18 protein-coding genes and 1 tRNA gene are annotated in these 22,566 nt (G+C 72.3%); 4 read left to right on the top strand and 15 right to left on the bottom strand.

Annotated features, from left to right (window positions below; genetic code table 11):
- Window positions 1-21: 21 nt before the first annotated feature.
- On the bottom strand, window positions 22-327 hold the full coding sequence (gene rplU / locus LG274_RS01320; RefSeq protein WP_248114951.1) for a 50S ribosomal protein L21: 306 nt from the start codon (window positions 325-327) through the stop codon (window positions 22-24).
- Between the two features lie 227 nt (window positions 328-554).
- Entirely contained in the window at window positions 555-3,680 is a 3,126-nt protein-coding gene (locus LG274_RS01315) for an Rne/Rng family ribonuclease (protein WP_404464927.1), read from the bottom strand.
- Window positions 3,681-4,078: 398 nt separating this feature from the next.
- Between LG274_RS01315 and LG274_RS01310 the strand changes: the two genes are divergently transcribed.
- Window positions 4,079-4,759 (top strand): vitamin K epoxide reductase family protein, encoded by a 681-nt coding sequence (locus tag LG274_RS01310; protein WP_404464925.1) that lies wholly within the window; start codon window positions 4,079-4,081, stop codon window positions 4,757-4,759.
- A gap of 212 nt (window positions 4,760-4,971) precedes the next feature.
- Here the strand turns inward: LG274_RS01310 and ndk are convergent, their stop codons facing one another.
- From ndk to LG274_RS01275, 7 genes are all read right to left on the bottom strand, one after another.
- Window positions 4,972-5,394 carry a nucleoside-diphosphate kinase gene (gene ndk / locus LG274_RS01305; RefSeq protein WP_248114957.1) on the bottom strand — a complete coding sequence of 141 codons (423 nt, stop codon included), beginning with the start codon at window positions 5,392-5,394 and terminating at the stop codon, window positions 4,972-4,974.
- A gap of 60 nt (window positions 5,395-5,454) precedes the next feature.
- The gene (locus LG274_RS01300; RefSeq protein WP_298713427.1) at window positions 5,455-5,979 is read right to left on the bottom strand and encodes a DUF4233 domain-containing protein; all 525 of its coding nucleotides are present in this window, start codon (window positions 5,977-5,979) and stop codon (window positions 5,455-5,457) included.
- Window positions 5,976-7,514 carry a bifunctional folylpolyglutamate synthase/dihydrofolate synthase gene (locus LG274_RS01295; RefSeq protein WP_404464923.1) on the bottom strand — a complete coding sequence of 513 codons (1,539 nt, stop codon included), beginning with the start codon at window positions 7,512-7,514 and terminating at the stop codon, window positions 5,976-5,978. The genes LG274_RS01300 and LG274_RS01295 overlap by 4 nt, the downstream gene beginning before the upstream one ends.
- Window positions 7,511-10,927: an isoleucine--tRNA ligase gene (gene ileS / locus LG274_RS01290; protein WP_404464921.1), complete on the bottom strand. Its 3,417-nt coding sequence runs from the start codon at window positions 10,925-10,927 to the stop codon at window positions 7,511-7,513. Before ileS ends, LG274_RS01295 begins: the two co-directional genes overlap by 4 nt.
- Before the next feature lie 297 nt (window positions 10,928-11,224).
- On the bottom strand, window positions 11,225-11,857 hold the full coding sequence (locus LG274_RS01285; protein WP_404464919.1) for a TIGR03085 family metal-binding protein: 633 nt from the start codon (window positions 11,855-11,857) through the stop codon (window positions 11,225-11,227).
- Window positions 11,858-11,867: 10 nt separating this feature from the next.
- Complete coding sequence (locus tag LG274_RS01280; protein WP_404464917.1) at window positions 11,868-12,398, bottom strand: hypothetical protein; 531 nt, start codon at window positions 12,396-12,398, stop codon at window positions 11,868-11,870.
- Complete coding sequence (locus LG274_RS01275; RefSeq protein ID WP_404464915.1) at window positions 12,395-13,213, bottom strand: SDR family oxidoreductase; 819 nt, start codon at window positions 13,211-13,213, stop codon at window positions 12,395-12,397. Before LG274_RS01275 ends, LG274_RS01280 begins: the two co-directional genes overlap by 4 nt.
- A gap of 141 nt (window positions 13,214-13,354) precedes the next feature.
- Between LG274_RS01275 and valS the strand changes: the two genes are divergently transcribed.
- The 3 genes from valS to LG274_RS01260 all read left to right on the top strand — a co-directional run bounded on the left by valS (window position 13,355) and on the right by LG274_RS01260 (window position 17,115).
- Entirely contained in the window at window positions 13,355-16,024 is a 2,670-nt protein-coding gene (valS, locus tag LG274_RS01270; RefSeq protein WP_404464913.1) for a valine--tRNA ligase, read from the top strand.
- A gap of 165 nt (window positions 16,025-16,189) precedes the next feature.
- Window positions 16,190-16,657, top strand: a complete 468-nt coding sequence (locus LG274_RS01265) for a DUF2231 domain-containing protein (RefSeq protein WP_404464911.1) — start codon at window positions 16,190-16,192, stop codon at window positions 16,655-16,657.
- A 140-nt stretch (window positions 16,658-16,797) separates the two neighbouring features.
- Window positions 16,798-17,115 carry a hypothetical protein gene (locus LG274_RS01260; RefSeq protein ID WP_404465966.1) on the top strand — a complete coding sequence of 106 codons (318 nt, stop codon included), beginning with the start codon at window positions 16,798-16,800 and terminating at the stop codon, window positions 17,113-17,115.
- Window positions 17,116-17,208: 93 nt separating this feature from the next.
- Here LG274_RS01260 and LG274_RS01255 read toward each other — a convergent pair whose 3' ends face one another.
- The 6 genes from LG274_RS01255 to LG274_RS01230 all read right to left on the bottom strand — a co-directional run bounded on the left by LG274_RS01255 (window position 17,209) and on the right by LG274_RS01230 (window position 22,511).
- Complete coding sequence (locus tag LG274_RS01255; RefSeq protein WP_404464909.1) at window positions 17,209-17,826, bottom strand: DsbA family protein; 618 nt, start codon at window positions 17,824-17,826, stop codon at window positions 17,209-17,211.
- 58 nt (window positions 17,827-17,884) lie between these two features.
- A complete protein-coding gene (gene clpX, locus LG274_RS01250; protein ID WP_298713402.1) occupies window positions 17,885-19,183 on the bottom strand; it encodes an ATP-dependent Clp protease ATP-binding subunit ClpX in 1,299 nt (432 codons plus the stop codon).
- A 171-nt stretch (window positions 19,184-19,354) separates the two neighbouring features.
- The gene (locus LG274_RS01245) at window positions 19,355-20,020 is read right to left on the bottom strand and encodes an ATP-dependent Clp protease proteolytic subunit (RefSeq protein WP_248114972.1); all 666 of its coding nucleotides are present in this window, start codon (window positions 20,018-20,020) and stop codon (window positions 19,355-19,357) included.
- Window positions 20,021-20,067: 47 nt separating this feature from the next.
- Window positions 20,068-20,661: a ClpP family protease gene (locus LG274_RS01240; protein WP_248115310.1), complete on the bottom strand. Its 594-nt coding sequence runs from the start codon at window positions 20,659-20,661 to the stop codon at window positions 20,068-20,070.
- A 260-nt stretch (window positions 20,662-20,921) separates the two neighbouring features.
- Window positions 20,922-22,391, bottom strand: a complete 1,470-nt coding sequence (gene tig / locus LG274_RS01235) for a trigger factor (RefSeq protein WP_404464906.1) — start codon at window positions 22,389-22,391, stop codon at window positions 20,922-20,924.
- 46 nt (window positions 22,392-22,437) lie between these two features.
- Window positions 22,438-22,511: transfer RNA gene (locus tag LG274_RS01230), tRNA-Pro, on the bottom strand.
- Window positions 22,512-22,566: the final 55 nt, after the last annotated feature.

The following is a 22,566-nucleotide window of genomic DNA, read 5'->3' as shown; positions in this document are numbered from 1 at the left end:
GTGCGCGAAGCCGGTGACGGCTCAGGCGATCCCGGTGATCTTGACCGTGGACAGCTCAGAGCGGTGGCCCTGGCGCTTCTTGTAGCCGGTCTTGTTCTTGTACTTCTGGATGACGATCTTCTTGCCGCGGGAGTGGGAGACCACCTCGGCGGTCACCTTCACACCGGCGGCGTCGGCGCCTGCCGTGACCTTCTCCCCGTCCACCAGCATCAGAGCGGGCAGCTCGACGGAGCCACCGGTCTCAGCGGGGACGCGGTCAAGGGTAACGAGGTCTCCGACGGAAACCTTCTCCTGGCGGCCGCCAGCGCGGACAATCGCGTACACCACTTGGGACTCACTTCTCTCGACGTTTCAATGGATTCGGCTGTGTTCTCACACCCGTACCTCGACCGCAGCGTGCGCCCGGGTACGACGGTCCCTCACCGGGACATGCAGGAGCGTGCGGGCGGTGAACACCGATTGTTCATCATACTGCGTCCCCCGCACCCGCACCAATCGCGACACGCTCGGCGCGTCGCGCCCCCGAGAGGGGCGACGCGCCGAGCAGCGGCCCGTCAGCGTCGGGCCAGGTCCGCGGCCTTCACGCCCACGCCCAGCATGACCGGGGCCGGGGCCTCCGCGGCGGTGCGCTCGGTCGGCGCAGCGGCGGCCGAGGCGGTGAAGCGGCTCCCGGTGGCGGCGGCCGAGGCGTCCTGCACCTCCACCTGGACGCCGTCCGAGGAGACGGCACGCCGCGAACGACGGCGGGCCGGACGCTCGGCGGTGGGCGCAGCGGGCGCAGCGGGCTCGGGCACGACGGGGTCGGGCGCCTGGGCGGGTGCCGGCACGACGGGCTCGGGCGCCTGGGCGGGTGCCGGCTCGGCGACCGGCTCGGGCGCCTCCGCGGCCACGGGCTCCGGGGCCCGGGCGGCCACCGAGGCGGGCGCCTCCGCGCCGCGGCGCTCGAGGGCATCCTCCAGGCTCTTCAGCTCTGCGGCGGGACGCACGGCACCGTCGCTCGAGGCCCGGCGGGACCGCCGACGACGCGGCACGGGGACGTCCTCGCCGTCGAACGTGATGACCCCGGAGACCTCACGAGCGGCCTCGGAGGGGGCGTCGGGGGCCGGTGCGGCCTGAGCCGGGGCAGCCATCTCCGGCTCCTCCGAGGTGTCCGTGACCGCCGAGGCCTCGGCCTCGGTCTGCTCGGGATCCTGGAGAGCCCGCGGCGCCTCCGGGGCGGAGCGGTCGGCGTCCGCGCGGCGCGAACGCCCGCGCCCGCCACGACGACGGCGGCCTCCGGAACGGCCCTCACCCTCCTCCTCGGCGGCGGGGGCCTCCGGGGCCTCCGCCTGGACGGGCTCTGCGGCAGGCTCCGACTCGACGGGCTCGGCCTGGGCGGGCACGCCGCCGGCCGGCTGGACGTCCGCCGTCGTCGCGGACTCCTGCTCCGGGGCGGCCTCGCGGGCGTCCCGGCCGGAGTCGGTGCGCTCGTCGCCGGACGGGCGGGAGCCGTCGTCGCCCCCGCGGCCGCGGCGGCGTCCACGGCGCCGACGGCGGCGGCCGCCGTTCTCCTCGTCGCCCTCGGTCTCGGCGTCGGCGCTGTCGCGCTCGGGCCGGGTGCCACGGTCCGACTCGGCCGGCGCGGACTCCTCGTCCTCCGGCTCCTGCCCGCGCTGGTCGTCGGAGGCCGGGGCGGCGTCGGAGGCGGCCTCGACGGGGGCCTCCTCGATCTTGCCGGACGCCTTGGCGATGGAGTGGAGGGCGGCGCGGGCGGCGGCCGCCCGCTCGCGGCGCTGACGGGCCTCGTCCGAGGCCTCCTCATCGGGCTGGCCCGTGGTCGACTCGTCGTGCGGCGCGTCCACGTCGGAGCCGCGACGGCGCTTGCGTCGTCGGCCCTCGCCCTCGGAGCGCGACTCCGCCTGGACGCGGCCCTTCTCGACCGGCGCGTCGTGGATGAGGATGCCGCGGCCGGCGCAGTGCTCACAGGTCTCGGAGAACACCTCGACGAGGCCGGTGCCCATGCGCTTGCGCGTCATCTGCACGAGGCCGAGCGAGGTGACCTCGGCCACCTGGTGCTTGGTGCGGTCACGGCCGAGGCACTCGACGAGGCGGCGCAGGACCAGGTCCCGGTTGCCCTCGAGCACCATGTCGATGAAGTCGATGACGATGATGCCGCCGATGTCCCGCAGACGCAGCTGGCGGACGATCTCCTCGGCCGCCTCGAGGTTGTTCTTGGTGACGGTCTCCTCGAGGTTGCCGCCCGAGCCCGTGAACTTCCCGGTGTTGACGTCCACCACCGTCATGGCCTCGGTGCGGTCGATCACGAGCGAGCCGCCGGAGGGCAGGTAGACCTTGCGGTCCAGGGCCTTGTGGAGCTGCTCGTCCACGCGGTGCGTGGCGTACAGGTCCTCGCCCTCGAGGTCCTCGGGGACCCAGTGGTGGAGGCGGTCCAGCAGGTGCGGGGCCACGTAGGTCACGTAGGCCTCGATGTTGTCCCAGGTCTGCTCGCCCTGGACGATCATCGCCGAGAAGTCCTCGTTGAAGACGTCGCGGACGGTCTTGATGGTCAGGTCCGGCTCGGCGTACAGCAGCTCGGGCGCCAGCACCTTGCCGGCGGAGGCCCGGCCCTCGATGCCCTCCCACTGCGCGCGGAGGCGGTTGATGTCGTTCTGCAGCTCCTCCTCGGAGGTGCCCTCCGCGGCCGTGCGCACGATCACGCCCGCGTCCTGCGGGAGGTGGTCCTTGAGGATCTTCTTCAGGCGGGCGCGCTCCACGTCGGGGAGCTTGCGGGAGATGCCGGTCATGGAGCCGCCGGGCACGTACACGAGGTAGCGGCCGGGCAGGGAGACCTGACTCGTCAGGCGGGCGCCCTTGTGCCCCACCGGGTCCTTGGTGACCTGCACCAGGACGGTGTCCCCGGACTTGAGCGCGTTCTCGATCTTCTTCGGCCTGCCGTCCAGCTGCGCGGCGTCCCAGTTGACCTCGCCCGCATACAGCACGGCATTGCGGCCGCGGCCGATGTCCACGAACGCGGCCTCCATCGAGGGCAGCACGTTCTGCACCTTGCCGAGGTACACGTTGCCGATCATCGAGTCCTGGGTCGTGTTGGAGACGAAGTGCTCCGCGAGCACGCCGTCCTCGAGCACGGCGATCTGGATGCGGCTGTCCCGCTGGCGCACGAGCATCTTGCGGTCCACGGACTCGCGGCGGGCCAGGAACTCGGCCTCGGTGATCACGGTGCGGCGGCGGCCGCCCGAGCGGGAGTCCCGGCGGCGCTGGCGCTTGGCCTCCAGGCGGGTCGAGCCCTTGACGCCCTGGACGGTGTCCGAGCGCGTGGCCTCGGCCGCGGCGGCGCGGGGGGCGCGCACCCGGGTCACGGTGTGCTCCGGGTCGCCGTCCTCACCGCCGTCCAGCTCCATGTCGACGGCGCCGCGGCGGCGCTTGCGGCGGCGGCGGGAGACGGCCGGGCGGTCCCCGCGATCCTCGGACTCGGCACGGTCGTCCTGGTCGTGGTCCTCGTGGCCGCGGTCCTCGTCGTCGTCCGCCGCGTGCTGCGGACGCGCGGGACGCGTCCGCAGCACCTCCATCACGTTCTCGGGGAGCGCGAAGGGGTCACGGGGATCGAACAGGACGGTCTCGCCCGACACGGGCTGGGATGCGGAGCGTTCGTCCGCGGGGGTCTGGTTCTCATTGGCCGCCATGGCAGCACCTCCCGCCGCCCGTCGGCGCCACACGCACCGCCGGCACGGCGTGTCACGGACCGCGCCCCGGCCGCGTTGCCCCGCGGGCGCTCGCGCGCCCGGGGTGCGCCGGGAGGCGGTCACCGAGAGAAGTCGTCTGGTGAACGGGTCCGGGGCCCCGGGAGGGGTCCTGGGCCTGAACCGCTGTGTGCGCCGAACCGGGCCTGCTCGATGGCTGGTTCGCCGATCGGCGCAGGGGCGGCATCGGATCGACCGAGCCGACCTCGGCACGGGGACACTCCCCGCGGCCGACGCGACGGCGGCGGCCCGTCGTCGGGCGCACAGCGGGACGGCCCGTGGTGTGGGCACGGGACGGCCGAGCCGATTCTCTCACACCGGCGCGGAACTAGACTCGGGACATGCCTGGTTCCTCCACCCGCGGCGCCCTCAACGCCCCCACCGCGTCCGCCTCCCCTCACGCCGACCGCGACCTCGACCTCGACCTCGACCTACCCTGGTACGCCCGCACCCGGGGAACCGCGTGGATGCTGCTGGTCACGTCGCTCATCGCGATGGCGGCGACCGTCGTCATCATCATCGAGCGCTCCATCCTGGCCGCGGACCCGACCCACCGCACGAGCTGCGACCTGAACCCGTGGGTCTCGTGCGGGCAGGTCATGCAGTCCTGGCAGGCGCAGACGTTCGGCTTCCCCAACACGTTCATCGGCGTCGTGGCCTTCTCCGTGCTCATCACCGTCGCCATGTCGCTGTTCGCCGGCGCTCGCTTCGCGCGCTGGTACTGGCTGCTGATGAACGCGTGCATCCTGGCCGGCTTCGCCTTCTGCGTGTGGCTCTGGCACTCGGCCGTGTACGACATCGGGACCCTCTGCCTCTACTGCATGGTGGTCTGGACCATGGTGACCATCCAGCTCGGGCTGATCACGTCGCGCACCATCCAGACGGGCGCCCTCGGGAGCGGCTCGCCGCGCGCCGCGGCCCTCGCCCGGGACCTCACGTGGCCGTTCGTCGTGCTCGTCCTCCTCGGCGTCGCGGTGTCCATCCTGCTGGAGATGGGCCTGGGAGTCCTCGGCATCGGCTGAGGGCCCGGCATCCCCTGCACATGCGACGGCGCCGCACCCTCCACTGGAGGGTGCGGCGCCGTCACGTGTGCAGGAACCGGGAGGACCGGCGGTCTCCTCGATCGCGCCCGGGGACGAGTCGGGCTGCCTCGCCGTGAGTCCTGGCTCCCGTCGCTGCCGTGGGGCTGTGCTTCTGGGCTCGTGTGCTTCCGACGATCGGCCGGGCTGTGGGATCAGCCGAACCAGATGGCGAGCTCGCGCTCCGCGGAGAGCGTGGAGTCCGAGCCGTGCACGAGGTTCTTCTGCACGCCCGCGCCCCAGTCGCGGCCGAGGTCGCCGCGGATGGTGCCGGGTGCGGCCACCGTGGGGTCGGTCTTGCCGGCCAGAGCGCGGAAGCCCTCGATCACGCGGTCGCCGCCGAGGCGGATCGCCACGACCGGCCCGGAGCCCATGAACTCGACGAGCGGCTCGAAGAACGGCTTGCCCTCATGCTCCTCGTAGTGCTTCTCCAGCATGCCGCGGGTGGCCGTGACCATCTTCAGGTCCACGATCGTGTAGCCCTTGCGCTCGATCCGGGCGATGATCTCGCCCACGAGGTTGCGCTGCACGCCATCGGGCTTGACGAGCACGAGGGTCTCTTCGGGGTGATGGGTCATGGTCGGCTCCTTCAGGGGTGGACGAGCTCGGTCTCCTCTCACCCTAGTGGGCGGCGCGCCTCAAGACCCGTGCTCCGCCGCCCACTCCTCCTCGAGGCGGTCACGCCGGGCGTTCTCGAGGTCGATCTCCCGGCCCTTGGTCACGGCGTACCACCACGTGAGCGCGAAGAGCGGGCCGATCACGAACATCGAGTACTCCCAGAACCCGGACACGATCAGCACGAGCTGGATGGCCCACCCGATCCAGATGCCCACGGGCCTCTGCACGAGCGCGCACGTCAGCAGTGCGACGACAGCCAGGACGGAGAAGCCGATCGCGAACCACAGGGCGTGCTCCTCCCCGCGGTTCAGCCCGAACAGGGTCATCCCCAGGAAGAAGATCACGACCGACTCGAGGGTCAGCACCACGGACGTGAACATGGCCCGCGTGGAACGGCGACGGCGGCGTTGACCGGGCGTCCAGGACCGCTGGGCCTTGGTCTCACGCTCGGGGCGCCACGCCTCGGCACCGAAGTGCTCGCCCTCGGTCGCGGCGGTTCCGGACGTCTCGGCCGGCTCGGCCGGGTGGGGCGTCGCGTGGCTCATCGGTGGTCCTCCGTCTCGTCGGCGTCGTCCAGCAGCTCGAGGATCTCGGGATCGAGGGCGTCCTCGTTCTCGTCGGCCAGGCCCACGGCGTCCAGCAGATCGGCCGGGTCGAGGCCGCGGGCGGCCACCGTCACCGGTCCGGCGCGGCGGGGCTCGCCGAGCAGCGCACGGACCTCGGCCGTGAGGGTGATGGACCCGAGGACGAGCACACCACCGCCTGTGCCGGAGGCCAGCTCGTCGGCGCTCGACTCGAGCGCCTCGGCACGGCCCACGGCCCACTCGAGCGCGTCCGGCACGGACTCGGTGGCGAACAGGTCGTCCTCGGGCCAGCCGGCGTCCAGGGCGATCCGCGCGAGCTCGGCCGCGGGGATGGCCCGCGGCGACGTCGACTGGGTGAGTGCCAGGTCCGCGACGTCGTCGCCGAACGCGCGGTGCAGCGCCTCCAGCATGGCGGGGGCGTCCTTCTCCTGCAGCACCCCCACCACGAGCACGAGGCGCGTGAAGCCGAACGACTCCTGCACGGCGCGCACGGTGGCCCGCACACCGTCGGGATTGTGGGCGGCGTCCACGATCACCGTGGGGGCGGTGCGCAGCACCTCGAGGCGGCCCGGGGAGGTGACCTGCGCGAGGCCCTCCCGCAGCAGCTCCTCGTCCAGGGGACGCTCTCCCCCGCCGAGGAACGCCTCGAGCGCGGCGACGGCCAGGGCCAGATTCTGGGCCTGGTGCTCGCCGAGCAGGGGCAGGAAGAGGTCGGGGTACTCGCCGGCCAGGCCGCGCACCGCAACCTGCTGCCCGCCGACCGCGAGCGCACGCTCAACGACGCCGAACTCGACGCCCTCGAAGCGGAACGGCACGCCCGCGGACTGCGCGGCCTCCAGGAGCACCTGGGCGGCGTCGCGCTCCTGCACCGCGGACACCAGGAACCCGCCCGGCTTGACGATCCCCGCCTTCTCCTCGGCGATCTCCGCCTCGCTGTCCCCCAGCAGGTCGGTGTGGTCCAGGGAGATGGGGGTGACCACGGAGACGACGCCGTCGGCGACGTTGGTCGCGTCCGTGACGCCGCCCAGGCCCACCTCGAGCACGACGACCTCGACGGGCTCGTCCGCGAAGACGGCGAACCCGAGCACGGTGACGGCCTCGAAGTACGTCAGGCGCGGCTCGCCCGCGGCCTCCAGCTCGGCGTCGACGGTCTGCACGATCGGCAGGATCTCGCCCCACACGCGCACGAACGTCTCGTCGGACACCGGTTCGCCGTCGATGCTGATGCGCTCGGTGACCTTCTGCAGGTGCGGCGACGTGTAGCGGCCCGTGCGCAGCCCGTAGGCGCGCAGCACGGCCTCGATCATGCGCGCCGTGGACGTCTTGCCGTTCGTTCCGGTCAGGTGGATGACGGGAGCGGCGTCCTGCGGGTCCCCCAGGAGGGCCAGCACCCGACGCACGGGGTCCAGCCGCGGCTGCATCTTGTTCTCCGGGGCGCGGGCGAGCAGGTCCCGGTAGACCTCCTCGACCGTGCCGGGCCTCTGATCCGCACTCATGCGCCCACCTTCTCCACGGTCACGGCCACGGCCTTCATGGCGTCGTCGGCCGGGTCCTGGCGCGTGTCCTCCGCGCCGGAGTCCACGAGCTCCAGCTCCGCCGAGAGCGTCTCCCCCGCGATCAGCTCGCGGTGCGACTCGAGCGCCGCGAGCACGGCCGCCGGGCCTTCGATCCGGGAGCGCACCCGGTCGGAGACCTCGAGGCCGGCCTCCTTGCGGGCCGCCTGGACGGCACGGATCACGTCGCGGGCCACGCCCTCGGCGGCAAGCTCCGCGCTCACCTCGGTCTCGAGGACGAGGAAGCCCGCCGCCCCGGAGAGCACGCCGACGGCGGTGCCGGCGGGCGCGCCCGTGGACACCGTGCGCAGCTCGTAGAGCTCGGGGGCCAGCGTCACGGTCTCGCCGTCGGCCAGGGCCACCGTCAGCCCGTCGGTGGTCTCCGCGTACGCGCCGTCATCGACGGCCTTCTTCACGGCCGGGACCTGCTTGCCGAACGCCTTGCCGAGCTCGCGGAAGTTCAGGGTCAGCTTCGTGCCGATCCCGTACTCGGCGATGGCCTCGTCCGAGAGCTCGGTGAGCGCCACCTCCTTGAGGTTGAGCTCGTCCGCGACGATCCGCGCGTAGGTGCCCTCGAGGCCGGCGGCGTCCGGCACGACGACGGACAGGCGCGCGAGCGGCAGGCGCACGCGGCGCTTGGCGCCCTTGCGCAGCGCCGAGCCGGCGGAGCTGATGCGGCGCACGGCGTCCATGCGGGCCACGAGCGTCTCCGCCTCAGGGCCGTGCGGGAACAGGTCCGCATCCGGGTAGTCCGTCAGGTGCACCGAGCGGCCGCCGGTGAGGCCGCGCCAGATCTCCTCCGCCACGAGGGGCAGCAGCGGCGCGGCGGCGCGCGTGAACGCCTCGAGCACGGTGTACAGGACGTCCATGGCCACGGTGTCCTCGGCGAAGAACCGCTCGCGGGAGCGCCGGATGTACCAGTTGGTCAGCGTGTCCATGAAGGTGCGCAGCGCCTCCGTGGCGTCGGAGACCTCATAGGAGTCCAGCGCCGCCTTGACCTCGCGCAACATCTGCCCCGTGGCGGCCAGGACGTACTGGTCCAGGGGGTCCTCGGAGGTGTGGCGCTCGCTCGCGCGGTAGCCCTCGGGGCGGGCGCCGCCGTCGTGGGCCGTGTTGGCGTAGAGCGAGAAGAAGTGCCACGCGTTCCACGCCGGGAGGATCACCTGGCGGGTGGCCTCGCGGATGCCCTCCTCCGTGACGATCAGGTTGCCGCCGCGCAGGATGGGGCTGGCCATGAGGAACCAGCGCATGGCGTCCGAGCCGTCGCGGTCCAGGACCTCGTTGACGTCCGGGTAGTTGCGCAGCGACTTGGACATCTTCTGGCCGTCCGAGCCGAGCACGATGCCGTGCGAGATCACGTTGGAGAACGCGGGGCGGTCGAACAGCGCGGTGGCGAGGATGTGCATCGTGTAGAACCAGCCGCGGGTCTGGCCGATGTACTCCACGATGAAGTCCGCCGGGTTGTGCGTGGGGAACCAGTCGGCCCGCTCGAACGGGTAGTGCACCTGCGCGTACGGCATGGAGCCGGAGTCGAACCAGACGTCCAGGACGTCCTCGACGCGGCGCATCACGGCCCCGGCCGCGGCGGCCTCGGGGTCCGGGTGCGGGCGGGTGAGGTCGTCGATCCACGGACGGTGCAGGTCGACCTCGCCCTCGGCGTTGCGCGGCAGGCGCCCGAAGGCCTCCTCGATGTCGGCGAGCGAGCCGTAGACCTCCTGGCGCGGGTAGTCCGGGTGGTCGGACTCCCACACCGGGATGGGCGAGCCCCAGTAGCGGTTGCGGGAGATCGACCAGTCGCGGGCGTTGGCCACCCACGTGCCGAACTGCCCGTGCTTCACGTTGCCGGGGATCCAGGTGATCTCCTCGTTCAGCTCGAGCATGCGCTCCTTGACCTGCGTGACCGCGACGTACCAGGAGGTCACCGCGCGGTAGATCAGCGGCTTCCGGCAGCGCCAGCAGTGCGGGTAGGAGTGCTCGTAGGAGGCCTCGCGGGCCACGCGGCCCAGGTCACGCAGCGCGCGCACGATCGTCCGGTTGGCCTCGAAGACCTGCACGCCGGCGATCTCGTCGATGTCGCCGCGTCCGGTGTCCTCGCGGGCGAACAGCGGGAGGAACTTCGCGCCCGAGTCCACGGAGAGCAGCACGGGGATGCCGTTCGCCTCGCACACCCGCTGGTCGTCCTCGCCGTAGGCGGGGGCCTGGTGGACCACGCCCGTGCCGTCGTCGGTGGAGACGTAGTCGTCCACGAGGATGCGGTGGGCGGCGTCCAGGGTGAGCCCGCGGCCGTTCGCGGTGAACGTCTCGCCGCGGTGGGCGTCGAACACGTCCGTGAACAGGGGCGCGTAGCGCAGCCCGCCCAGGCGGGCGCCGGGGATGGTCTCCACGACGGCGGCGCGCGCGGCCTCCGCGTCCGCGTAGCCGAGCTCCTTGGCGTGGGCGGGCACGCGGTCCAGGGCGAGGAGGAAGCGCTCCGCGTCCACGGAGGCGCCCTCGGGGCCGGCGGGCACCACGGCGTAGGCGATCTCCGGCCCGACGGCGAGGGCCGCGTTGGTCGGCAGGGTCCAGGGCGTGGTGGTCCACGCGAGGACGTGCACGCCGAGGAGACGCTCGGCCAGGTCGGCGTCGGCGCCGCCGTCGGGGATATATGCCGGGTCAGGAGAGAGATGCGTAATCGGGAAGGAGACGGTGACGGAGGGGTCCTGGCGCATCTGGTAGACGTCGTCGTCCATGCGCAGCTCGTGGTTGGAGAGCGGGGTCTCGTCGTTCCAGCAGTAGGGCAGCACGCGGAACCCGCGGTAGGTGAGCCCCTTCTCATGCAGCTGGGAGAACGCCCAGATCACGGACTCCATGAAGTCCGGGGTGAGGGTCTTGTAGTCGTTCTCGAAGTCCACCCAGCGGGCCTGGCGGGTGACGTACTCCTGCCACTGGTCCGTGTACTTGAGCACGGAGGCGCGGCACGCGTCGTTGAACCGGTCGATGCCCATGGCCTCGATCTCGGCCTTGTCCGTCATGCCGAGCTGCTTCATCGCCTCGAGCTCGGCGGGCAGACCGTGGGTGTCCCAGCCGAAGCGGCGCTCCACGCGGCGGCCCTGCTGCGTCTGGTAGCGGGCCACGAGGTCCTTCACGTAGCCCGTGAGGAGGTGGCCGTAGTGAGGCAGGCCGTTCGCGAAGGGCGGGCCGTCGTAGAAGACGAACTCGTTCTGCGCGCCGTCCTCGGTGAGCGGCGGGCGCTGGTCGATGGAGGCCTGGAACGTGCCGTCCTCGTCCCAGTACTGCAGGATGCGGCGCTCGATCTCCGGCAGGCGCGGCGAGGCGGGCGTGGTGCCGTTCGGGTCAGAGGAGGCGAGGGGGTACACGGTGGTCCTTTGCGGTCCGGGGAGGTGTTCCGTGCAAGGACGCACACCGGGGCCGTGGGGCCGACGGCGGCGCGGTACCACCTTGCTTGCCGGTCCCTGCTGCCCGCGCGCGGAGGCGAGGGCGGTGCGCTGACCGACCGCTTCGTGACGGCTGTGACGGGCCTGCCCGTCCGGTTCTACTGAGGCGCCGCCTGCGGCGGACGCCCGTTCTTCCGGAGGCTCACCGGTGATGGCCGGATCGACGCCTGTGCCCGCCAGTGTAGTGGACCGGCGGGCACAGGCGTGAGGGGGTGCGCGTCAGAGTCTGGCGCGCTTCACCGCGGCGAGGTCTCCAGCCACGGTGACGTGCACGGCGTCGCGGCCGTGGGCCCAGAGGAGCAGCTCGCCGACCTCGCCCGACACGGTGACCGGGGTGTGGACGGCCACCGCCTCGCGGGCCACCGTCACGGGCGCGCGGCCGGGGGCCTGCAGGACGACGGGGACCGTCGAGGAGCGCAGGAGCATCGGGGCCGTGCGGCGCAGGGAGCGGTAGAGCGCGTCCGTGTCCCGCTCGGAGAAGGCGCGGGGCGCGGGGAGCTCTCCGCCGCGGGCGACCTCGCCCCGGCGCACGTCCTCGAGGTGGATGAAGTGCTCGGCGGCGTTCACGTGCTTGTCGGCGAGGCGCATGGGGTTCAGGGTGCCGGGGCCCTTGGCCCAGGACTGGACCAGCTCGCGGTAGTCGCGCGACTTGGCCTGGTCCGAGACCTTGCCCAGGTGGGCCTTGAGGGGGCCGACCATCATGCCGGCGGCGGCATCGGGGCGGTTCTCGCGGACCCACAGGTGCGTGGCCATGTCGCGGGTGGTCCACCCCTCGCAGAGGGTCGGGGCGTCGGGGCCGTTCTCGAGGAGGAGGTCGGACAGGCGGGCACGTTCGGCAGAGGCGAAGGTCATGGTCGCCAGGCTAGCGAGCGGACACCCGCGACGGCGATGAGTGCGGGGCCGAGGGCGGGGTGCGTTCTGCGAACTCGACGAGTCCGCCGAGCACGCCGCCGGCCACGCCCATCCACCGGCGCGGGTGCCGCGCACCGCGGCGGACGGCCAGGCGCTCGAGGCACGCGTCCGCCTTCAGGGAGAGCCACAGGCTCACGCCCAGGACCGTCCCGATGCCGACGCTCCCCGCCGCCAGCGCCACCGCCTGACGCGGGCCGTCCACGACGGGGCCGGCCGAGGACGCGCTGCCGCCCCCGCGGACGGAGGCCGCCCAGGCACCGCTCGGGATGAGGAGGGCCACGGCGCCGCCGAACGCCGCCGCGGTCCGGACGTGCGGCAGCCGCCCCAGCGGGATCAGGGAGGCCACTCCGCTGCCGAGGCCCGCGGCGGCGGCCGCGGCCAGCCGCAGCCGCGCATCGGGGATCGTCCGCTCCGCCCGGCGCACCTCCCGCTCGAAGCTCGCCCGCTCCGTGAAGGGCATGTCCTGCGCGAACCCGGTCATCGGCGGATCACCTTGTGCTGGGCGGCCTGCGCGACGGGCCGCATCACGATCTGGTCCAGGTTCACGTGGTGCGGCAGCTCCACGGCGTGCACGCACACCTCGGCGACGTCCTCCGCCGTGAGGGGCTTCTCCACGCCGGCGTAGACCGCGTCGGCCGCCGACTGGTCTCCCCCGAGGCGGTTCTTCGAGAACTCCTCGGTGTGCACCATGCCCGGCAGCACCTCGACCACGCGCACGTTGTGCTCGGCTTCCTCGAGGCGCAGGGCCCCCGTCAGCCCGTGGGCGCCCATCTTGGCCGCGTTGTACCCCGCACCTCCCTCATAGGCGACGATCGCCGCCGTCGACGTGAGGTTCAGGACGGTGCCCTCCCCGTGCGCGCGCAGCAGGGGCAGGAAGGCTCGGCACGCGTTCAGGGTGCCGAGCACGTTGACGCGGAACATCCACTCCCAGCCGGACGGGTCGCCGTCGGCCACGGCGTCCACGCCCTGCGCGCCGCCCGCGATGTTGAGCAGCGTGTCCGCGCCGCCCTCCGCGGCCACCCGGTCGGCCAGCGCGCCGACGGCCGCCGCGTCCGTCACGTCGAGGGGCGCGGGCCGGACCTCCCCCATGAGGCCCTCGGCGCGCACCTGCGCGGCGAGCTGCTCGAGGCGCTCGGCGCGGCGGCCGGCGGCGTACACCCGCCAGCCGCGGCGGGCCAGCTCGAGGGCGGTGGCGCGGCCGATGCCGGAGGTCGCGCCGGTCACGACGGCGGTGCGGGGCGGCGTCGAGGAGTCGGCCACGGTGGACGGGGCGGGGGTCGGCGAGGTCTCGGTCACGCGTCCACTGTAGGCACGGGGCCGACGGGGACAGGGCCGTCGCGGGCCTCGTCGGCGCGCCGCACGCGGACCGTGCGGGAGGGGCGGGGATGGTCGTGCGTGCTCACAGCCCCACCGTGCGGCCGTGGGAGAATGGCCGGCATGGCTGAGAACACGAAGGGCACAGACACGCCCACCGACGCATCCCCCGCTCCGACGACCGCCGTGGCGGTCCCGGACCGCCCCGCCCTCGAGGGACTCGAGGACAAGCTGACCGCCCGCTGGGCCGAGGAAGGCACCTACGCCTTCGACCCGGACACCACGCGCGAGCAGGTCTACTCGATCGACACCCCGCCGCCCACCGCCTCCGGCTCCCTGCACGTGGGCCACGTGTTCTCCTACACGCAGACCGACGTGCTGGCCCGCTACCAGCGCATGACCGGCAAGAACGTGTTCTACCCCATGGGCTGGGACGACAACGGCCTGCCCACCGAGCGTCGCGTGCAGAACTACTACGGCGTGCGCTGCGACCCCACGAAGCCCTCCATCGAGGGCTACCGCCCGCCGGAGACGCCGGCGAAGAACCAGCGCGACTGGGACGTCGTCTCCCGCAAGAACTTCATCGAGCTCTGCGAGGAGCTCGCCGTGCAGGACGAGAAGGTCTTCGAGGACCTCTTCACCCGCCTCGGCCTCTCCGTGGACTGGTCCATGACCTACCGCACCATCGACGACGTCTCCCGCGCCGTCTCCCAGCGCGCCTTCCTGCGCAACATCGCCGCGGGCGGCGCCTACCTCTCCGAGGCCCCCACGATGTGGGACGTCACCTTCCGCACCGCCGTGGCCCAGGCCGAGCTCGAGGACCGCGAGGTCGCCGGCGCCTACCATCGCTACCCGTTCTTCACGGCCGACGGCGAGCAGGTCTTCATCGAGACCACCCGCCCCGAGCTGCTCGCCTCATGCTCCGCCCTCGTGGCCCACCCCGACGACGAGCGGTACCAGCCGCTGTTCGGCACCACGGTGCGCTCGCCCCTCTTCGACGTCGAGGTGGAGGTCAAGGCCCACGAGCTGGCCAAGCCGGACAAGGGCTCGGGCATCGCGATGGTCTGCACCTTCGGCGACCTGACCGACGTCACGTGGTGGCGCGAGCTGCAGCTGCCCACCCGGACGCTGATCGGGCGCGACGGCCGCTTCGCCGCCGACACCCCTGAGTGGATCACCACGGAGGCCGGCCGCGCCGCCTACGCCGAGACCGTGGCCGGCAAGACCGTGTTCTCCGCGAAGGAGGGCGTGGTGAACGCCCTCACCGAGGCCGGCCTCATGGACGGCGAGCCGAAGAAGATCATGCACGCCGTGAACTTCTACGAGAAGGGCGACAAGCCCCTCGAGGTCGTCACCTCGCGCCAGTGGTACGTCCGCAACGGAGGCCGCGACGCTGACCGCCGCGCCGCCCTCATCGAGCGCGGCCGCGAGCTGACCTGGCACCCCGAGCACATGCGCCACCGCTACGAGAACTGGGTGGACGGGCTCAACGGCGACTGGCTCGTCAGCCGCCAGCGCTTCTTCGGCGTGCCGATCCCGGTCTGGTACCGCCTCGACGAGGACGGCGAGCCGGTCTACGACGCGCCGATCGTCCCCGAGGACTCCGCCCTTCCGGTGGACCCCGTGGCCGAGCCCGCGCCGGGCTTCACCGAAGACCAGCGCGACGTCCCCGGCGGCTTCACGGGCGACCCCGACGTGCTCGACACGTGGGCGACCTCCTCGCTGACCCCGCAGATCGTGGGCCGCTGGAGCCGCGACGACGCGTTCTTCGAGAACGTCTTCCCGTTCGACCTGCGCCCGCAGGGCCACGACATCATCCGCACCTGGCTGTTCTCCACCGTGGTGCGCGCGGACGCCCTCAACGGCTCCGTCCCGTGGACGGACACCGCCCTCTCCGGGTGGATCCTGGACCCGGACCGCAAGAAGATGTCCAAGTCCAAGGGCAACGTGGTGGTCCCCACCGACATCCTCGAGGAGTTCGGCGCGGATGCGGTGCGCTACTGGGCCTCCTCGGCCCGCCTCGGCGCGGACACCGCCTACGAGGTGGCGCAGATGAAGATCGGCCGCCGACTGGCGATCAAGCTGCTCAACGCGGCGAAGTTCGTGCTCAACCTGGGCGCCACCTCCGACGCCGTGGTGCGCTCGGAGGCCGACGCCGCCGTCGTGACCAACGCCCTGGACGCCGCGCTGCTGGCCCGCCTGGCCCAGACCGTCGAGCAGGCCACCGCCGCGTTCGCCGGGTACGACTACGCCCGGGCGCTGAACGTGACCGAGCAGTTCTTCTGGCAGTTCACGGACGACTACGTGGAGCTCGTCAAGGACCGCGCGTACGGCGGCCACGGCGAGGCCGAGCAGGCCTCCGTGGTGGCGACGCTCGCCACCACCCTGGACGCGCTCCTGCGCCTCCTGGCCCCGTTCCAGCCGTTCGCGACCGAGGAGGTGTGGAGCTGGTGGCGCACCGGCTCCGTGCACCGCGCCCCGTGGCCCGGCCTCGAGGCGGAGCTCAGCGGGCTGCGCGCGGCGGCCGAGGGCGGCGACCCGCGGGTCCTCGCCGTCGTGGCGCAGGTGCTCGGCGGCGTCCGCAAGTCGAAGTCGGAGGCGAAGGTCAAGCAGCGCACCGAAGTCCGCACGGCGACCGTGCGGGCCGGCGCGGCGCAGCTCGACGCGCTGCGCGGCGGGCTGGCCGACCTGAAGGCGGCCGGCAACGTGGCCGACGTCGTGCTCGTCGAGGCCGAGGGCGAGGGCGACCTCGAGGTCACCGATGTGGAGCTGGCCCCGGCCGAGCAGGCCTGACCCGTCCACGGGCCCGGCGCGCCGTCCCACCCGGGGCGGGGTGCCGGGCCCGCGGCAACCGCCGGCAGGGCGCCGTCCGGCCGGCCGGGTGAGGAACAGTCACACCGGGTGAGGGCGGGATCCCCTCCTCCGGAACGGACGCGGACCTTGCATATCGTCGCCCGCATGAACGGCCTCCCCCTGCACCCGCTCCTCGTCCACCTGCCCGTCGTGCTGATCCCCCTCGTCGCACTCCTGACGGTCCCGACCCTGGTCTTGCGCCGCTGGTTCCAGTGGTCCGCCCCCTTCACCCTCGGCCTGGCCCTGCTGGCCGCACTCGGCTCGTGGTTCGCCACGTGGTCAGGGGAGGACCTGGAGGCACGGCTCGGCGAGAGCTCGGCGCTGCTGGAGCAGCATGCCCAGCTCGGGGAGATGACGCGCAACCTGGCCTTGCTCACCCTCATGCTCCTCGCGGTCCACGTGGCTCTCTTCTGGCACCGCTCCCCCGTGGCGACGCGGGCGTTCGGTGAGAATCGACCCGTCGTCCACACCGTGCTGGCCGTGCTCACCCTCGTGGCCGCCCTCGCGGGCGTGGTCGTCGCGATCCAGGCGGGCCACGCCGGGGCGCAGCTCGTGTGGCTCGGGGCGGCGTGAGCGGCCGGGGCGGTCTGATGCGGGAGACTGGCCGCATGCGACTCCTTCCCCGCCCCACCGCCACCCCGCCGCCGGATCCGCGCCGCGGGTCCGCCGGCGCGCACCGCACCGCCCGCCGCACCGCCGGCGTGCTCGCCGGCATGGGCGTGCTGCACTTCGTGAAGCCCGAGATGTTCGACGGCCTCATCCCGCCGGCTCTGCCCGGCTCCGCGCGGGCGTGGACCCTCGGCTCGGGTGTGGCCGAGCTGGCGGTGGCCGGGCTGCTCGCCGCCCCCAGGACGCGGAGGGTGGGGGCGCGCGCCGCCCAGGCGCTGTTCGTGGCCGTGTGGCCGGGCAACATGTGGATGGCCTGGCGGGCCCGGCACGCCTCGGCCCCCTTCCGCGCCATGGCCTTCGGCCGCCTGCCCCTGCAGATCCCGATGATCCGTTCGGCGGGACGGATCGCCCGGGCGCTCTGAGGCCCGCGAGGACCCCGCACACGCCGCAGGCCCGACCTCTGCTCGAGGGAGCAGCTGCCGGGCCTGCGGTGCTCCGCGGCAGGAGCCCCAGGATCAGTCGAACTCGGGGCTCGTCGTGCGGGCGCGCTTGAGCTCGTAGAAGTACGGGAACTCGGCCAGCGCCACGGCGCCGTCGAAGATGCGGCCGGCCTGCTCGCCGCGCGCGATGCGGGTCATCACGGGGCCGAAGAACGCGGTCCCCTCGAGGGCCACGACCGGGGTGCCGACGTCGTTCCCCACCAGCTCCTCGGCCCTGCGCTGCGCCTCGCGGAGGTGATCGTCGGCGGCGTCGGTGCGGGTGGACTCCAGGACGGCGGTGGTGTCCAAGCCGAGCTCCTCGGCGGCCTCGGCGATGACCGCCTCGTAGTCCTTGTTCCCCTGCTCGTGGATGCGGGTGCCCAGCGCCGTGTACCAGTCGGCGAGCAGCTCGGGGCGCTCGGTGCCCACGTGCAGGGTGGCGCGGCCGGGGATGAGCCCCTCGTCCGTGTGGCGGCGGTAGTCCGGGTCCAGCTCGCGGCCCTCGTTGAGCATGTAGAGGGACATCTGGTGGAAGCGCACCTCGACGTCCCGGACCTGCTCGACCTCGAGCATCCAGCGGGAGGTGATCCAGGCGAACGGGCACGTGGGGTCGAAGTAGAAGTCGACGACGGGGGTCTGCGGGGTCTCGGTCATGAGGGGCCTCTCTCGGTAACGGTGCTGCGGTGCGGACGCGGTGGGTCAGGCGGTGCCGTCAGGCGCTGCGGCCGCGGCGGCGGCGCTCCACCTCGGCCGGGATGAGCAGGGGCTCGGCGTCTCCGCGCACGGCGTCCCCGGTGACCACCACGGTCCCGACGTCCGTGCGGGAGGGCAGCTCGAACATCACGGGCTTGAGGACGTTCTCCATGATGGAGCGCAGCCCTCGTGCGCCGGTGCCGCGGGCCTCGGCCAGCTCGACGACGGCCTCGAGCGCGTCCGGCTCGAACTCCAGCTCGACGCCGTCCATGAGGAACATCTTCCGGTACTGCTTCAGCAGGGCGTTCTTCGGCTCGGTGAGGACGCGGACGAGCTGCTCCCGCGTGAGGTCCTCCACCGTGGTGATGACGGGCAGGCGGCCGATGAACTCCGGGATGAGGCCGAACTTGAGGAGGTCCTCCGGGCGGACGTCCGCGTAGGAGGTCTCCCCCGCCCCCAGGTGGTTCAGCGGCGCGCCGAACCCGATCCCCTTGCGGCCGGCCCGGGAGCCGATGATCTCGTCCAGCCCGGCGAAGGCGCCGGCGACGATGAACAGGACGTTGGACGTGTCGATCTGCAGGAACTCCTGGTGCGGGTGCTTGCGACCGCCCTGCGGCGGCACGGAGGCCACCGTGCCCTCGAGGATCTTCAGGAGCGCCTGCTGCACGCCCTCGCCCGAGACGTCCCGGGTGATGGAGGGGTTCTCGGACTTGCGGGAGATCTTGTCGATCTCGTCGATGTAGATGATCCCCTGCTCGGCGCGCTTCACGTCGTGATCCGCGGCCTGGATGAGCTTGAGGAGGATGTTCTCCACGTCCTCGCCCACGTAGCCGGCCTCGGTGAGGCTCGTGGCGTCCGCGACGGCGAAGGGCACGTTCAGCTTCCGCGCGAGGGTCTGGGCCAGGTAGGTCTTGCCGGAGCCCGTGGGCCCGACCATGAGGATGTTGGACTTGCCGATCTCCACGTCCGCCAGGTCGTCATGCCCCGACAGCCGCTCCGCGAGGTCCGCCCCGCGGTCCTGCGGGCTGCGCACGCGCTTGTAGTGGTTGTAGACGGCCACCGCGAGGGAGCGCTTGGCCGCCTCCTGACCCACCACGAACTGCTCCAGGTGGTCGAAGATCTCCTGCGGCGTGGGGAGCACCAGCTCGTCCGACTCGGCGGCCTCCCCCAGCTCCTCCTCGATGATCTCGTTGCAGAGCTCGATGCACTCGTCGCAGATGTAGACCCCCGGGCCGGCGATGAGCTTGCGGACCTGCTTCTGGCTCTTGCCGCAGAACGAGCACTTCAGCAGATCCGCGCTCTCTCCGATACGCGCCATGGTGGTCTCCTCGAGATGGGCGGGATGGACGGCGTCGTGTCCCGTGGCGGACGACTCCGTTGTCGGACTCGCTCCAGGATACGCGGGGACCCGGACGCGTTAAGGGGCGGACACCCGGGACGCCGCGAGGGCCCGCCCGCGATGCGGCGGCGGACCCTCGTGACGGTCGGCTCAGGCGGACGGACGGGTGATCTTGCGGGAGGGGAGCACCTCGTCGACCAGGCCGTACTCGAGGGCCTGGTCGGCCGAGAGGAACTTGTCCCGGTCGATGTCCCGGGAGACCTCCTCCGGGGTCCGGTTGGTGAGCGAGGCCAGGGTCTGCTCCATCCAGACGCGCATGCGGTTGATCTCCTGCGCGTGGATCTCCAGGTCCGTGGCCGTGCCCTGGTCGCCCTGCATCGCCGGCTGGTGGATCAGCACGCGGGCGTTGGGCAGCGCGAGGCGCTTGCCGGGGGCGCCGGCGGCCAGCAGCACCGCCGCGGCGGAGGCAGCCTGGCCGAGGCACACGGTCTGCACCTCGGGCCGGATGAACTGCATGGTGTCGTAGATCGCCGTCATGGCCGTGAACGAGCCGCCCGGGGAGTTGATGTAGAGCGTGATGTCACGCTCGGAGTCCATCGCCTCGAGGACGAGCAGCTGCGCCATCACGTCGTCGGCCGACGCGTCGTCCACCTGCGAGCCCAGGAAGACGATGCGGTCCTCGAAGAGCTTGGCGTAGGGGTCCTGGCGCTTGAAGCCGTAGGGAGTGCGCTCCTCGAACTGCGGCAGGATGTAGCGGGCGCTGGGAGCGGTGGCGGAGGGCGTCCCGGTGGGGAGCCCGGCGGGGAACGGGGTCATGGAAGGTCTCCTCGAGAGGGTCTGGATGGGGCCGGGAGCGGAAGGAGTCAGCCCTGGACGCCGCCGCCGCCGGACACGGACGACGCCCGCTCGGCGATGTGGTCGATGAAGCCGTACTCCCGGGCCTCCGCGGCGGTGAACCACTTGTCACGCGCATTGTCCTCGAGGATGGTCTCGACGGACTGGCCGGTCTGCTCCGCGGTGAGCTCGGCCATGACCCGCTTCATGTGCAGGATGAGCTGTGCCTGGATGCGGATGTCCGACTCCGTGCCGCCGATGCCGCCCGAGGGCTGGTGCATGAGGATGCGGGCATGAGGGGTCGCGTAGCGCTTGCCCTTCGCGCCCGATGCGAGCAGGAACTGGCCCATCGACGCCGCGAGGCCGGTGGCCACGGTCACGACGTCGTTCGGGATGTACTGCATGGTGTCGTAGATCGCCATGCCCGCCGTGACGGAGCCGCCCGGCGAGTTGATGTACAGGTAGATGTCCTTCTCCGGGTCCTCCGCGGAGAGCAGGAGCAGCTGGGAGCAGATCGCGTTCGCGTTGTCGTCGCGCACGTCCGAACCGAGCCAGACGATGCGCTCCTGCAGCAGCCGCTTGTAGAGGTAGTCCTCGCGCTGCTCGGGATCCACCGAGGTCATGCGGGGGGTGATGTCAGTCATCACTGCTGCCTTCCTGTCGAGATGCTTCGCTGGCCCCCGTCCGTGCGCCGCTTCGGGCGCGGAGACGGGTCCCTGATCGAGGTCGACACTATCCGGGCGCCCTCGCCGCGCGAGGACGTGCCGGGGGCGTTTCGCTGTTGGCGCAGGTCGACGACGCCGCCCGGCGGCGGACGCACCGGCGCCCCCGTCCACAGGGGACGGGGGCGCCGGTGCACGGCGGGCACGGGCCCGCAGGAGGATCAGGCCTCGGTGGGCTCCTCGGACTCGGCCGCGGCCTCGTCCTTCTTCGCCTCGTCCTTCTTCGCCTCGTCCTTCTTGGCGGCCGCCTTCTTGGCCGGGGCCTTCTTCGCGGGCTTCTCGGCCGGCTGCTCCTCGGCGGGGGCGTCCTCCACCGGGGCCTCCACGGCGTCGGCGCCGCCCGGGGTCACGAACGCCGTGAGGTCCACGGCGTTGCCCTCGGTGTCGGTGACCTCGGCGTGCTTGAGCACCTCGGCCAGCGCCTTGCGGCGGCGGACCTCGCCCATGATCATCGGGATCTGGCCAGCCTGGTCGAGCATCATGGCGAACTGGTTCGGGTCCATGCCGTACTCGGAGGACGTGGCGATGATGTACTCGATCAGCTCGCCCTGGTCCACGGTCACGGACTCTGCCTCGGCGACCTCGTCGAGGAGGACCTCGTTGGCGAACGCCTCGCGGGTGTTCTTCTCCAGCTCGGCGCGGTGCTCCGGGGTGTCGTGGTCGTCACCGGACTCGTGGCCGCCCGCGGAGAAGTGCTGCTCGAGCTGCTCTGCGATCACGCCGTCCGGCACGGGCACCTCGACGAGCTTGCCCAGCTCCTCGAGGACCTTGTCGCGCGCCTCGACGCCCTGACGGGTCACGGCGTCCTCGGCGGCCTTCTTCTTGAGGTCGGCCTTCAGCTCCTCGATCGTGTCGAACTCGGAGGCCAGCTGGGCGAAGTCGTCGTCGGCCTCGGGCAGCTCGCGGTCCTTCACGGCGGTGAGCTGCACCTTCACGGTGGCGGTGCGGCCGTCGTGCTCGCCGCCGTTGAGGGTGGTCTCGAAGGTGGCGTCCTCGCCGGCGGACAGGCCGTCGAGGGCCTCGTCGATGCCGTCGAGCATGGTGCCGGCGCCCACCTGGTAGGAGAGGCCCTCGGCCTGGTCGACCTGCTCGCCGTCCACGATGGCGGTCAGCGAGACGGTGACGAAGTCGTCCTTGCCCGCGGGACGGTCCACGTCCTTGAGGGTGCCGAAGCGGGCTCGCAGGGCGTCGAGGGCCCTCTGCTCGTCCTCCTCCGAGGCGGCGGCGGGCTCCACGGTGACCTTGAGGCCCTTGTAGTCGGGCAGCTCGATGGTGGGGCGCACGTCGAACTCGGCGGTGAAGGCCACCGGGGCCTCGCGGTTCGCGGAGTCCGGGGAGGCGGTCACGTCCACCTCGGGGCGGGAGATCGGGGTGACCTCGGCCTCCGAGACGGCCTGCGTGAACCACGTGTTCAGGCCCTCGTTGACGGCCTGGTCCACCACGGCCTCGAGTCCGAAGCGCTGCTCGATCATGCGCGCGGGGACCTTGCCGGCACGGAAGCCGGGGATCTGGACCTGCTGGGCGATGTCCTTGAACGCCTTGTCCAGCGCGGGCTTCACCTCCTCGAACGGCACCTCGACGGTCAGCTTGACGCGGGTCGGGCTGAGGTTCTCTGCGGTGGACTTGACCACGGATGGCTCCTGTTGCACTGGATGACGGATGGATGTGACGACAGTGTCGGGGTGACAGGATTTGAACCTGCGGCCTCACGCTCCCAAAGCGCGCGCTCTACCAAGCTGAGCTACACCCCGTCGTCTGGAGATGACGCCGGTCGGGCTCACGCGATCGCACGCCGGGAACCCGAGA

This window comes from Micrococcus antarcticus (assembly GCF_044872765.1).
GTDB lineage: Bacteria > Actinomycetota > Actinomycetes > Actinomycetales > Micrococcaceae > Micrococcus.
This window is presented reverse-complemented; position numbering and strand designations above follow the sequence as displayed.